Below are 12,369 nucleotides of genomic sequence, written 5' to 3'. Positions count from 1 at the left end.
AATCAATCGGGAACGACGGCCAGCGCCTGGATTTCGATCTTGGCGCGGTCTTCCATCAAGGACACCACCTGGACTGCCGCCATCGGCGGAAAGTGACGGCCGATGATCTCGCGGTAGATCGCGCCGATTTCCTTCATGCGTGATTTGTAGGAAACGCGATCGGTGAAGTACCAGGTCATCTGGATCAGATGCTCAGGCTTCGCATCCGCTGCCTTCAGCACGCTGACGATATTGAGAAGCGTCTGGCGCACCTGTTCGACGAAGTCGTCCGAGTGAAACTGGCAATGCTCGTCCCAACCGATCTGACCGCCGACCTGTACAATGCGACCGCGCGCGCTGATCCCGTTCGAGTAACCGATCGGCTTTGCCCAGCCGTCCGGCTGGATGATTTCATGCATCATGTCTTGGCTCCAGATAACGTGTGAGACCTGCGCGCACGTCGTCAGGCCAGGGATGGGATTTGTGGTCTTCGAGCGAGGTCATCACGATCCTCTGCTTGACCGACCAGATGATGTCGCCACGCACGGTGACGACGGTTTCGAGATCGAGCGAGGCCCGGCCGATCGAGCGCACATGCACGGCAAAATCGAGCGTGTCGCCATAGACGGCGGGCTTCTTGAACTCGAGGTTCATGGTCACCGTCGGCAGTCCGAGTTTGCGCTCGAACATCAGTTCCTTCCAGGTGACGCCGAAGGAAGCGAACATCGCCTCGTTCACGTCGACGAGCATGGAGAGATAGGCCGGATGATAGGCAATCCCCGTGAGGTCGCAGTCGCCAAAGCGCATGGGTTTGGAATGGGTAAAGGGCATTTTCGTCTTGAACTCCGTTTAGCCTGCCATGACTTCACCGCCGGCAATGGCGATTGCCTGGCCGGTGACGGAACCCGCTGAAGGTGAGGCAAGCCACAGCGTGGCGTCCGCGACTTCCTGCGGCTGGATCAACCGGCCTTGCGGGTTGGACCTGGTGAATTCCGCCAGCGCTTCCTCGCGGCTGCGCCCGGTCTTCTGCATGATGGTGTCGAGCGACTGCTGGATGATCGGTGTATCGGTAAAGCCGGGGCAGACGGCGTTGACCGTTACGCCCTTCTTCGACAGTTCCAGCGCCAGAGCCCGCGTCAGGCCGACCACGCCATGCTTGGCGGCGCAGTAGGCGGAAACATAGGCATAACCCGTCAGCCCAGCAGTCGAGGCGATGTTGATGATGCGCGCTCCCTCGCCATGGACCTTAAGGTCGGGCAGCACGGCTTGGGTCACGTTGAACACACCCGTCAAATCGACCGAAATAACGTGGCCCCACATATCGGACGACGTCTTCTCGAAAGGCGCGCTTGGCGCTTCGCCGGCATTGTTAACGAGAATGGAGACGGTACCAAAGGTCTGACGTGCCTTCTCAAGACCGTCCGCAATCGCTTCGGTCTTCGTCACGTCGAAACCGTCGAGGACCAGGGCCTGGCTTCCGATCTCGGCAGCCACCGCTTCCAGCGGCTCGCGGCGGCGACCGGCGAGCGTCACATTGGCCCCGGCCATCGCCAGCGTGCGGGCGATGGCAGCACCGATGCCGCTTCCGGCACCGGTGACGAGCGCGTGCCGCCCTTCAAGGGGGAGAGCATCTAGCATGGCGCTCTCACTTGCCCGCGCTGGCGCGTTCGAGGTTCGCCTCATACTGGAACTTGCCGGACATGTACTGTTTCGGCCAAGGCACGTTTTTCAGGCCAATCTTCGCCGCCTCGTGGAGAGCCCAGGCGGGATCGGCCAGATGAGGACGCGCCACGGCGCAGAGATCGGCACGGCCTGCGGAGATGATGGAGTTGGCGTGATCGGCCTCGGAAATGGCGCCGACGGCAATGGTTGGAATGCCGATCTCGTTGCGGATCTTGTCGGAGAAGGGCGTCTGGAACAGGCGTCCATAGACCGGCTTTTCCTCTTTCCAGACCTGGCCCGATGAGCAGTCGATCAGGTCTGCGCCTGCGTCCTTGAACATCCTGGCGAAGATCGCGGCATCTTCCGGCGTATTTCCACCTTCCGTCCAGTCATGGCAGGACAGGCGAACCGAGATCGGCTTGTCTTCCGGCCAGGCTTCACGCACGGCGGCGAAAACTTCCAGCGGGTAGCGAGCACGGTTTTCGTAAGATCCGCCGTACTCATCCTCGCGCCGGTTGGTCAGCGGCGACAGGAAGGAGGAGATCAGGTAGCCGTGGGCTGCGTGGAATTCCAGCCAGTCGGCGCCGGCTTCCGCTGCACGCCGCGTGGCGGCCACGAAATCGGCCTTTACCCGGTCCATATCGGCGCGGTCCATGGCCTTCGGAACGACGCTGTGTTTCAAGTATGGGATCGCCGAGGCGGAGAGAAGCGGCCACCCGCCTTCCTCCAGAGGCTGATCGATACCATCCCACGCCCGTTCGGTTGCGCCCTTGCGTCCTGCATGACCAAGCTGGATGCCGACCTTGGCGGCGCTATTGGTGTGGACGAAATCGACAAAGCGCTTCCAGCCCTTCGTCTGCTCGTCGTTCCACAGCCCAAGGCAACCGGGGGTAATGCGGGCATCCGGAGAGACGCAGGTCATTTCAGCAAAGACCAGACCGGCACCGCCAAGCGCGCGGGCGCCAAGATGCACCATATGGAAATCGTCGAGTAGACCGTCTGTCGCCGAATACATTGCCATGGGAGAGACAACGATGCGGTTTGGTAGCGTCGTGCCGCGGGATGTATAGGGTGTGAACATTGGCGGCAGGCAGCGCTCATTCTCCTTGACGGCGAGGCCCGAGTGACGGGCGAACCAGTGCTCGTAACCCTCGAGCCATTCCTTGTCGCGCAGACGCAGGTTCTCGTGGCTGATACGCTGCGAGCGGGTCAGCATCGAATACATGAATTGTTCCGGCGGGAGCGTATCGGCGTAGCGATCGCCGACGACTTCGAACCATTCCATGGCGTTTCGGGCGGCATTCTGGATGCGGGCCACGTCGACGCGGCGGATGTCTTCATAGGTCTTCAGCACATCGGCGATGCTGTCCTTGCCGTGGCCAGCCTTGTTGAACTGGTTGGCAAGCTCGATTGCATCATCGATCGCAAGCTTCGTGCCAGAGCCGATGGCGAAATGCGCGGTGTGAGCGGCGTCGCCCATCAGCACCACATGGGAGTTGCCGTTGAAGTGGCTCCACTTGCCGCAGATCAGCCGGTTGAAGTTCAACCAGGCGGAACCGACCATATGGCGCGCATTGGTCATCAGCTCCGCGCCTTCAAGCGTCTCAGCAAAGAGGTTCTGACAGAAATCGATCGATTCCTGTTGGGTCATCTGGCCGAGGCCATGGTCCTCGTAAGCCTTCTCGGTGGTTTCGACGATGAAGGTCGAGGTATTCTCATCGAACTTGTAGATATGCGCCTGGAACCAGCCGCGATCGGTCTTGCGGAAGTCGAAGGTGAAGGCGTCGAACAGCTTGTTGGTGCCAAGCCAAATGTAGCGGTTCGGGCGCTTGACGAGATCCGGCTCGAAAACGTCCGGATAGCGGTTGCGAACCTTGGAGTTGAAGCCGTCGGAGGCGATGATCAGATCGGCGTCCGGAAAATCCTGGTCGCCGCCCGCATCGGTCTCGAAAATGAGTTCGACGCCGAGCGCCTCACAGCGGCTCTGGAGAATGTTGAGAAGCTTCTTGCGGCCGATGCCGACAAAGCCGTGGCCAGTGGTGCGCTGGCGCGTGCCTTTGAAGAGCACCTCGATGTCGTCCCAGTGGTTGAACGCCTGCTGGATTTCGTCAGCGCTTTCCTTGTCCCACGTCTGCATGGACGCCATGGTCTGGTCGGAGAAGACGACGCCCCAGCCGAATGTGTCATAGGGGCGGTTGCGCTCGACGACGCGGATATGATGCTCGGGATGCAGTTTCTTCATCAGCAGGCTGAAATAAAGCCCCGCAGGACCTCCACCGATACAAACGATACGCATGTAACCCTCCGTGGCTTTGGGTGCACCGTCATGTGCTCTTATTTGAAGATTAAACTAATTTTCGATATCAGGACTGTCAAGTATGCAGATGCATATATCGAAATTTATTTTAGACTTAAAATAAATAGTCGCAGGGGTGGTGCCTGCGACCTTTGGAAATTAGGGTTCGTGGGCTCAAAGCTTTCACCACAGGCCCGCTAATGCTTTGTTTTTAATGCAAGAGGCTGCAAGCGATGAGAGCTTCAGCTTGCAAGAGCGGCGTGCTGTCTTGCGACGGGCACACGAATGCCTGCCTGCTCCAAAAGCGGTAGAACGGCATCCCGGAAGTATGGGAATTCCTCGACGTAATCGACGAAGGAGAGCGTCGTCCCGGCAAAGCCAGCCTTGTGCAGCGAGACCAGTCCCTCTGCTACCTGTTGCGGGGTTCCGACCAGCGGGAAACCACCATGGCCGGCGGCCATGCGATCTCTGATGAGTGCCAGAAGATCGTGTGGGAAGGAATGGGCGTGGGCAAATTGCAGCTTCACCAGATTATCCACCGCGCCCCAGTCGGCATTGTCCTTGCCGAAATGCTGCAGATAGTCGGTCGCCTCCTTTTCGGTCGGACGGCAGACGACGTGTGAGAAGGTCAGGACGCCGGTATTACGGCCGGCTTCCGCACCCTTTGCCTTCAACTCCGCAATCTCCGCGGCGGAGCGGCTGAGATCGATTGCCGGGGTGAAGAGGAAATCGGCATTGCGCAGCGCAAAGTCTCGGCCCTGTCCGGAGCCTGCGGCATTCAGGATCGGCACCTTGTGGGAAGGGCGGGGATCGCCAAGGATGTTCTTCATGTGGAAGAAAGCGCCGTCGTAATCGAACGCCACTTCTTTCTGCCAAAGTGATTTGACCACATCGAACCATTCGTCGGCATAGGCGTAGCGGCTCTCATGATCGGCGGGAAGATTAAGCCCCAGCGCCTCGTATTCCGGCTGATTCCACCCGGCGACGATGTTTAGCCCGATGCGGCCATTGCTGATCTGGTCGATGGTGGCGATCTGCTTTGCCACGACAGCCGGATGATTGGCGGCGGTATGAATGGTGGCGAAGACGTTGATGTTGCGTGTGCTGGCCAGCAATCCGGCAGCCCAGGTCATCGTCTCCAGCACGTTGCCGTGAAAATTTGTCTCGCCGCCATAACCGATCCAGCGTGCGATCGGCAGCATGAAGTCGATGCCGGCGTCATCCAGCAGGCGGGCGAGTTTCAGATTGTTGTCCCAGCTGTTCGTCCAACGCTCCGGCACTTTGGTGACAGACATGCCGCCCGAACAATTGGATGCGAAAGTGCCAAGCAAAAACTGCCCGGCGGCGAACATTGAGTTCTCCGTCATGGTTGGTTCCCATTTTTTAATAGAATTTACGATAGAAAGTCTATTTTAAACCTCAAGCTTGTCAATGGGCAATCGAGAGATCACAAAAGCGGAAATGCGAGCAGAGCAACGACACCGATGAGCAAGCAGAAAAACGGCGACGAGCACCACAATCCCGACAATGATGAAGCATTGGACCGGCGTTGGCATCTGGCGCGAACGCCTGTGGAAGTCGATTTGGCAGAGGCCGAGTTCGCGCTCATGCGCGCCTTTGAAGCCTTCGGACGCTGGCAGGCGGAGTGTTTGGGTTCGGTCGTCGACCTTGCCGTGAGCGGTACGGAAAACGCCATGCTGCATATCATCCGCATGAATGAACGTCCCAAATCGATCAAGGACCTCGCACGGCTGGCAAACCGGGACGACATTCCCAATATGCAATACAGCCTTCGCAAGCTGATCGGTGCCGGTCTGGTGCAAAAGAGTGGTAGCGGGAGGTCGGGCGTCGTCTACAGCGTGACGGAGAAGGGCAAGCTCGTTACCGATCGCTACGCGGATGTGCGCGCCTCGCTGCTGGCAAAGGCGGTTCAATCGGTGCCGGAGTTGCGCCACCGTCTCGAAGACGCCACCACGACGCTCGATCTGATGACCGGCATCTACGAGCATGCGGCGCTGAGCGCCGCAACCCACCGTCGCTTACCGAAAGAGCCTCTGGAAGAATGACAGGCCGCACGGATGCGCGGCCTCCCAAGTCGTGAAAGGGTTAGGCTGCAAGCTTTGTGAGATAGGCGTCCGCTTCTTCCGGCACGGCGAACCATGGGAAGAAATCGCGCGGATCGTTGAAGCCGTTGGCGATGCGCTTTGCCAAAGCGGGGAAGGCCTGAGCCGAGCCCATGATGTTGAGCACATGCGGCGGTGGCGGTGCGAGCAATGCATTGGTCCAGCCGACAACATACTGCGCATAGCTCCAATAGGCTTCAAATGTCGCCTGCTTGAAGGCATCGTCGAACGGCTTGTCGCCATGAGCCAGGATCGCGTCCATGTAGTATTTGGCCGCCTTCGCCGCGTTGTTCGAGCCTTGGCCTGTAATCGGGTCATTGAGGCAGACGGCATCCGCCAGACCGAGAACAGTGGCGCCCGATGGCAGTTTACCGATGGGCTTGCGCACGGTTGGCGCAAAAGCACCTGCCAGACGTCCATTGTCATCGGTCAGGGAGACATCGGTGCAGCGCTCCGCTTCCCAAGGCAGGAAGGTGTCGAGAATCCACTTCGACTTTTCGAGATGCGCATCCGGGGAGTTTACATCCTTCCAGCAATCCATCGGACCGCCGGGAAGGCCTTCGAACACCATGATGTCGCACGGGCCGGTGGTCGTCAGTGCCGGGAAAGTAAAGTATTCGCCGACACCGGGAATGAGGTTAAAATTGACTGCCGAATGACCGGGGCGCGGTGCCATGCCCTTCACATAGGTTAGCGCCAGCGCGCGCTGCGGCTTGTCATAGGGAGAGCGTTGTGGATCGCGCTCGAACATCTTGGCGATATCCCCCTTGCCGGCCGCGACGATCACCAGATCGCTTTCCTTCGCGTAGGTTTCGAGATCGTCGATCCCGGCATCGTGAATGGTCAATTGACCGCCGCGATGCTCGAATTCGGTGAGCCAACGGGGAATCTTGACGCGCTGATCGACGCTTTGGGCCTTGCTGTCCAGCTTGCCGTTCCACTCGATGGCCTTGCCGCCATCTGGTGCCGGAACCACGAAGTTGATCGAATCGACGGTTGGACAACTGTCGCCCCAGAAGTTGAGGCCGAGCTCCCGCTCGTTTTGCAAGGCTTGATCGAACATGCACTGGCTGGACAGAACTCGCCCCGAGGCGATTTCTTCGGCTGTTCGGTTTTGTACGATGTGCACCGAGTGACCGGCATCCAGCAGGCCGCAGGCCAGTTGCAGACCGGATTGGCCGCCGCCGACGATGGTAAAGCTGCGCTTCTTCGTCATTTTCATTCTCCCTGTTCTCAAGTTTTGCTGTGACGTTCCCGTTTGTTGATCTTCGATGCGGCTCAATTCATGAGGCGTGGTATTGCTGGCTCGTTGCGCTCCGGTCCCATGGCAGTGTAGCCGCCATCGACGCGAATATCGGTTCCGGTAATGAAGCTTGCATTGTCGGAGAGGAGGAAGGCGACCGCCTCCGCGACTTCTTCCGGGCTTCCCGTGCGTCCAAGCAGGTGGAAGTCCTTGGCGACACTGTCTGCCTTCTCGCGGGTGTTCTTGGTCAGCTCGACCATGACATTGCTCCAGGTCCAACCGGGAGAGACGGCGTTGACGCGAATGCCGTCAGGCGCCAAATCCATCGCCTGGTTGCGCGTCAATTGCAGGATTGCGGCCTTGGAGACCGGATAGACCCAACGTCCGGTCTGGGCGATGTGGGACGAGATTGAGCCGAAATTGACGATGGCGCCCTTGTTCTTGGCAAGGTGCTTGTGGGCGGCCTGCATCAGAGCGATCGAGCCGACGACATTGATGTCGAAGGCTTTCAGCCAGTCGGCGCGAGTCGTCTCGACGCCATTGTCGAGATAGGTACAGGCGACATTGACAAGAAAATCCAGGCGGCCGGTGGCCTCAACCGTTTTGTCGACGAGTGTGCCGATATCGGCATCGCTGGTGATGTCTGTACGGATAAACTGGACTTTGTCTCCGGCTCGCTCAGCCGCAGCTTTTCCGGCTTCTTCGTTGATATCGGCAATCACCACCGATAGGCCGTAGCCAGCCAGCACCTTGGCAATGCCCTCGCCAATCAGTGTCGCGCCGCCGGAAATGATTACAGTTTTCCCTTGAAGTCCGCGCATCGTCGTCTCCTTGCAAATGTCAGCAGAAATGGTGTGTGGTATCAGGCCGCGGCTTGCGGAGGTGCGGCTGCGGTCAGAAACGCACCGTTTCCGTAGATCAGCGGATTGTCGTCTTCCGAAGCGCAATGGGTCTTGGCGACCTTGCCGATCAGGATCAGATGCGTGCCGAATTCCTTCACCTCGGCGATCTCGCATTCGAAGGAGACGCATGTCTCAGACAGAACCGGCGCGCCGGTCATGATGCCCTTGATCCATTCGCCTGCGGCAAAGCGTTCTTCACGCGCGAGGCCAGCGCGCCCGGCAAAGACTTCCGCCACCGGCTGTTGATCGAGCGCCAGAACGTTGACGGCAAAGACGCCGCTTGCTTCTACCACGGCTGCCACCGAACTCGACCGGTTGACGCAGGCCAGAAGCGATGGAGGCTCGGTCGACAGCGAACAGACGGCCGTGGCCGTCAGTCCGCAGCGGTTGCCCTCTGCATCCATGGAGGTGATGATGGTGACACCGCCGGTCAGCTTGCGCATGCCGGCGCGGAATTCCTCGCTGCTCATGTTTTTGTTCCCTTTGCGAATGGATTTCGCATTCGTTTTATGTTTAAACTTTCGATGATGTTCCGGCGAACAGGTCCAATCGGCAATCCAGATTGCGCAGGGATTTGTCCAGTTTCGGCGACAGGCGGTCTGAAACTTCACTTTTGTCATTTCCGGCGAGTGACTGATGATCGATGTTGGAAAGCAGCAGCCAGAAGCCCGTCCGGTGGTGGACACCCACGACGTGGACGAGGCGCGCGAAGCGATCGGACGTATATTCTGTCCGCATTTTCTGCTCGTGGATGGACGTAGGAAAAGCGGCTTTCACGCGGTTCACGATGTGGTGGAGGAGCCGGGCCACTCCATCAATGTCGTCTCCTATGGATCCGCGGTCGAAATCGATCCGGGCGAGCTTTCGCGCTTCTTTCTTCTGCAGCTTCCTGTGAAGGGCAGTGCCGTCGTTCGTTGCGGGAATGATGAGACCCATGTTGCAGAAGGCCGCACGGCAACGCTTCTGTCGCCGACGCTCTCGACCCGCATGCGCTGGGCGGAGGGATGCGAGAAGCTGATCGTGCGTTTGGAGCGCGATCTGGTGGAAAGCCAATTCGAGAATCTGGCGCATGAGCGATCCGAGCGTATCGAATTCGAACCGGCGATCGATCTGACCTCCGGGATCGGGCAGGGAATATCTCAGCACAGCCTGCTGATGTCGGTAGCCGCCAAGGACAGAGGCCATTTTTCCGAGGCCTATCGGATCATGCTTCGTGACGGGCTGATCAACCTTCTGCTGAGCGGACTGCCCCATAACCGCAAGGGCCTTCTTCAACGATCAAGTTCAGGTGCGGGTCCCGTACCGGTTCAGCGGGCCGAAGACTATATCAGGGCCAATGCCGAGCGTTCCATCACCGCAGCCGATATTGCCGAGGCGGCGGGCGTTCCACTGCGCACCCTCCAGGACAGCTATCGAAAGGCCAAGGGCCAGACCTTGATGGAGGCGGTGCAGGATGCGCGCCTCGAGCTTTTGCGCAAAACCCTGTTGGCGCCATCTGCCGATATTAGTGTCGCAGACGCCGTCTTTTCCTCCGGTCTCGGCCACCTCGGCCGTGCCGCCTTTGCCTATCGAGAAAGGTACGGCGAAACGCCCTCGCAGACATTGCGACAGAGCAGAGGCATGTCTTGACGCGTACGTGACGTGTGACCCGCGACAGGGTTGAACGTCTCGTGAACAGCCGTGAGGACGAGCCTTGGAATGGTCCTTTGTGCCGCCTACCCAAATCGATGATGTTTTAAGCGTAAAGAAAATTACCTGTGTTGGCGTCGGCTCCGCGCCACTGGGGTGGAAAAGTTGCGCTGTGGCACCGGTCTGCGCAAGAAATGTGCATATGCATATGGCGCTGCGTGTATAGCAGTGCAAAAATATGCAGTTTCGAGGCTTGATATCGAGTTTTTGCAATTACTTTAGGCTTAAATCTTTCCCTGTTGACATCTGCTCGAAAGTAGAAATATGATTTTGCATATAAAGGCGTAATAGTCATAAGGGGAACCACCATGGCCGAACGGTCATTTGCGCGCGAGGTCGAAGATCTCAAGCTCGGTGAAGGCGAAATCTTCAGCGGCGAGGGGATCCTCGCCATTACCAAGGCGCTGCTGCAATCCGGCGTGTCCTATGTCGGCGGCTATCAGGGATCGCCGATTTCCCACCTCATGGATGTTCTGGCCGATGCCAAGGATGTCATGCAGGAGCTGGGTGTTCATTTCGAGTCATCGGCGTCCGAAGCGGCAGCTGCGGCCATGCTTTCTGCATCCGTCATGTATCCGGTCCGTGGTGCGGTGACCTGGAAGTCGACGGCTGGAACCAATGTCGCTTCCGACGCGCTGTCCAACCTGTCCTCCGGCGGTGTGACAGGTGGCGCTCTTGTGATCATCGGCGAGGATTATGGCGAAGGCTCCTCCATCATGCAGGAGCGCAGCCACGCCTTTGCGATGAAATCGCAGATGTGGCTTTTGACGCCGCGTCCGAATTTGACCTCCATCGTCGATGCCGTCGAAAAGGGCTTCGAGCTTTCCGAAGCATCGAGCACGCCGGTCATGCTGCAGGTCGGGATCCGCAGCTGTCACGTTCATGGCCAGTTCGTTGCCAAGGACAATAAGCGTCCGTCCTACACGCTGAAACAGGCGCTGGAAAATCCGGTGCGCGATCTCAACCGCATCGTTCTGCCGCCCGCGTCCTTCCAGCACGAGAAGGACAAGCTGGAGCGTCGTTGGCCAGCGGCAGTCGAGTTCGTCAAAACCAACCAGTTGAACGAGTTCTTCGGTCCATCCGAAGGCGAGGTTGGTCTTATCCTTCAGGGAGGCCTCTACAACAGCACCATGCGGGCGCTTCAGCATCTCGGTCTCGCCGATGTCTATGGCAATAGCCGCATCCCGCTCTACGTCATGAATGTCTCCTACCCGCTGATCGACGACGAAATCATCGCGTTTGCAGCTAGCAAGAAGGCGGTGTTGATGGTGGAAGAGGGCGCGCCTGAATATATCGAACAGGCGCTCCACACGCTGATGCGCCGTCGCGACATCCAGACCAAGGTCTCCGGCAAGGACCTGCTGCCCATGGGCGGCGAGTATACGACGCCGGTGCTGATCAAAGGGCTGACCGGGTTTCTCGAGGTCAACGCGCCGCAGCTTCTCGGCAATCGACCGCCTGTTCCCGATCCTTCCGCCGTGTTGAGCGATCCGAAGGTGAAGGCGCTGGCGGACGTCGTGCCAGCCCGTCCGGCTGGCTTCTGCACCGGCTGTCCCGAGCGGCCCATCTTTGCTGCGATGAAACTGGTCGAGAAGGAACTTGGACCGCATCATGTATCGGCCGATATCGGCTGCCACCTCTTCTCCATCCTGCCACCCTTTAATATTGGCGGCACAACGATGGGCTATGGGCTCGGTCCGGCCTCTGCCTCCGCCTTCAATGTCGAGGCCGACAAGCGCTCGATTTCGGTCATGGGCGATGGCGGTTTCTGGCACAACGGTCTCGCCACGTCCGTCGGCAACGCCGTCTTCAACAAGCAGGATGGCGTGACGATCATCGTCGACAATTATTATGCCTCTGCAACGGGCGGACAGGACGTCCTGTCGTCGCGCGCCGACAATCCCAACCGCAAAACCAACAATTCGATCGTCAAGGCGGTTAAGGGCATCGGCGCCACCTGGGTCAAGCAGATCGACCGCACCTATGACGTGGCGAAGATGCGCGACACGTTGAAAGAGGCGCTGACAACGGACGAGAAGGGTCCGAAGATCATCGTCGCTTCCTCCGAATGCATGCTGAACAAGCAGCGCCGAGTCAAACCGCAATTTGCCAAGGCGGTGAAGGACGGCAAGCGCATGGTCAAGGAACGCTTCGGCGTGGATGAGGATGTCTGCACCGGCGATCACGCCTGTATTCGATTGTCCGGTTGTCCCTCTCTTTCGGTCAAGCATACGGACGATCCGCTGAAGGACGATCCGGTCGCGGCGATCGACAATTCCTGTGTGGGTTGCGGCAACTGCGGCGAAGTCTCGGAAGCGGCGGTTCTCTGCCCCTCCTTCTATCGGGCCGATGTCATTCACAATCCGACGAAAACCGACAGGTTTCTCTATCGCCTGCGCTCTGCGGTGATCGAATGGCTGCAAAAGCGCAGAAACGCGTCGCGCGTTCTGTTTCCGGCTTGAGGAGGAGAGATCA

The 12,369-nt window shown here is 58.9% G+C and carries 11 protein-coding genes; 3 read left to right on the top strand and 8 right to left on the bottom strand.

Annotated features, from left to right (window positions below; translation table 11 throughout):
- Positions 1 to 2 precede the first annotated feature (2 nt).
- The 5 genes from ACTJKV_RS21215 to ACTJKV_RS21195 form a co-directional block, all read right to left on the bottom strand.
- On the bottom strand, positions 3 to 398 hold the full coding sequence (locus ACTJKV_RS21215) for a RidA family protein (RefSeq protein WP_062427683.1): 396 nt from the start codon (positions 396 to 398) through the stop codon (positions 3 to 5).
- Complete coding sequence (locus ACTJKV_RS21210; protein ID WP_153312830.1) at positions 391 to 810, bottom strand: acyl-CoA thioesterase; 420 nt, start codon at positions 808 to 810, stop codon at positions 391 to 393. The genes ACTJKV_RS21215 and ACTJKV_RS21210 overlap by 8 nt, the downstream gene beginning before the upstream one ends.
- A gap of 18 nt (positions 811 to 828) precedes the next feature.
- Positions 829 to 1,617 (bottom strand): SDR family NAD(P)-dependent oxidoreductase, encoded by a 789-nt coding sequence (locus ACTJKV_RS21205; protein WP_440599418.1) that lies wholly within the window; start codon positions 1,615 to 1,617, stop codon positions 829 to 831.
- 7 nt (positions 1,618 to 1,624) lie between these two features.
- A complete protein-coding gene (locus tag ACTJKV_RS21200) occupies positions 1,625 to 3,937 on the bottom strand; it encodes a bifunctional salicylyl-CoA 5-hydroxylase/oxidoreductase (protein WP_112956946.1) in 2,313 nt (770 codons plus the stop codon).
- Between the two features lie 242 nt (positions 3,938 to 4,179).
- Positions 4,180 to 5,304: an LLM class flavin-dependent oxidoreductase gene (locus tag ACTJKV_RS21195; protein WP_112956945.1), complete on the bottom strand. Its 1,125-nt coding sequence runs from the start codon at positions 5,302 to 5,304 to the stop codon at positions 4,180 to 4,182.
- A 117-nt stretch (positions 5,305 to 5,421) separates the two neighbouring features.
- On the opposite strand from ACTJKV_RS21195, the gene ACTJKV_RS21190 reads away from it, so the two are divergent.
- Entirely contained in the window at positions 5,422 to 6,003 is a 582-nt protein-coding gene (locus ACTJKV_RS21190; RefSeq protein ID WP_112956944.1) for a winged helix DNA-binding protein, read from the top strand.
- 40 nt (positions 6,004 to 6,043) lie between these two features.
- On the opposite strand, the gene ACTJKV_RS21185 is transcribed toward ACTJKV_RS21190, so the two are convergent.
- The 3 genes from ACTJKV_RS21185 to ACTJKV_RS21175 all read right to left on the bottom strand — a co-directional run bounded on the left by ACTJKV_RS21185 (position 6,044) and on the right by ACTJKV_RS21175 (position 8,675).
- Positions 6,044 to 7,276, bottom strand: coding sequence for a styrene monooxygenase/indole monooxygenase family protein (locus ACTJKV_RS21185; RefSeq protein ID WP_112957002.1), 1,233 nt, complete (start codon positions 7,274 to 7,276; stop codon positions 6,044 to 6,046).
- Positions 7,277 to 7,338: 62 nt separating this feature from the next.
- A complete protein-coding gene (locus tag ACTJKV_RS21180) occupies positions 7,339 to 8,124 on the bottom strand; it encodes an SDR family oxidoreductase (RefSeq protein ID WP_112956943.1) in 786 nt (261 codons plus the stop codon).
- A 41-nt stretch (positions 8,125 to 8,165) separates the two neighbouring features.
- The gene (locus ACTJKV_RS21175; RefSeq protein WP_162734218.1) at positions 8,166 to 8,675 is read right to left on the bottom strand and encodes a flavin reductase family protein; all 510 of its coding nucleotides are present in this window, start codon (positions 8,673 to 8,675) and stop codon (positions 8,166 to 8,168) included.
- A gap of 166 nt (positions 8,676 to 8,841) precedes the next feature.
- Between ACTJKV_RS21175 and ACTJKV_RS21170 the strand changes: the two genes are divergently transcribed.
- On the top strand, positions 8,842 to 9,834 hold the full coding sequence (locus tag ACTJKV_RS21170; protein WP_113176421.1) for an AraC family transcriptional regulator: 993 nt from the start codon (positions 8,842 to 8,844) through the stop codon (positions 9,832 to 9,834).
- Between the two features lie 368 nt (positions 9,835 to 10,202).
- Complete coding sequence (locus ACTJKV_RS21165) at positions 10,203 to 12,356, top strand: indolepyruvate ferredoxin oxidoreductase subunit alpha (protein ID WP_113176422.1); 2,154 nt, start codon at positions 10,203 to 10,205, stop codon at positions 12,354 to 12,356.
- Positions 12,357 to 12,369 lie beyond the last annotated feature (13 nt).

This window comes from Agrobacterium sp. 22117 (assembly GCF_052045735.1).
Lineage (GTDB): Bacteria > Pseudomonadota > Alphaproteobacteria > Rhizobiales > Rhizobiaceae > Agrobacterium > Agrobacterium cavarae.
Note: the sequence above shows the minus strand (reverse complement) of the source record. Positions and strands in the feature narration are given on the sequence as shown.

Coding starts and splice junctions, on each gene's coding strand:
- ACTJKV_RS21215 (WP_062427683.1), bottom strand. CDS start 398: ATGCATGAAATCATCCAGCCGGACGGCTGGGCAAAGCCGATCGGTTAC.
- ACTJKV_RS21210 (WP_153312830.1), bottom strand. CDS start 810: ATGCCCTTTACCCATTCCAAACCCATGCGCTTTGGCGACTGCGACCTC.
- ACTJKV_RS21205 (WP_440599418.1), bottom strand. CDS start 1,617: ATGCTAGATGCTCTCCCCCTTGAAGGGCGGCACGCGCTCGTCACCGGT.
- ACTJKV_RS21200 (WP_112956946.1), bottom strand. CDS start 3,937: ATGCGTATCGTTTGTATCGGTGGAGGTCCTGCGGGGCTTTATTTCAGC.
- ACTJKV_RS21195 (WP_112956945.1), bottom strand. CDS start 5,304: ATGACGGAGAACTCAATGTTCGCCGCCGGGCAGTTTTTGCTTGGCACT.
- ACTJKV_RS21190 (WP_112956944.1), top strand. CDS start 5,422: ATGAGCAAGCAGAAAAACGGCGACGAGCACCACAATCCCGACAATGAT.
- ACTJKV_RS21185 (WP_112957002.1), bottom strand. CDS start 7,276: ATGACGAAGAAGCGCAGCTTTACCATCGTCGGCGGCGGCCAATCCGGT.
- ACTJKV_RS21180 (WP_112956943.1), bottom strand. CDS start 8,124: ATGCGCGGACTTCAAGGGAAAACTGTAATCATTTCCGGCGGCGCGACA.
- ACTJKV_RS21175 (WP_162734218.1), bottom strand. CDS start 8,675: ATGAGCAGCGAGGAATTCCGCGCCGGCATGCGCAAGCTGACCGGCGGT.
- ACTJKV_RS21170 (WP_113176421.1), top strand. CDS start 8,842: ATGATCGATGTTGGAAAGCAGCAGCCAGAAGCCCGTCCGGTGGTGGAC.
- ACTJKV_RS21165 (WP_113176422.1), top strand. CDS start 10,203: ATGGCCGAACGGTCATTTGCGCGCGAGGTCGAAGATCTCAAGCTCGGT.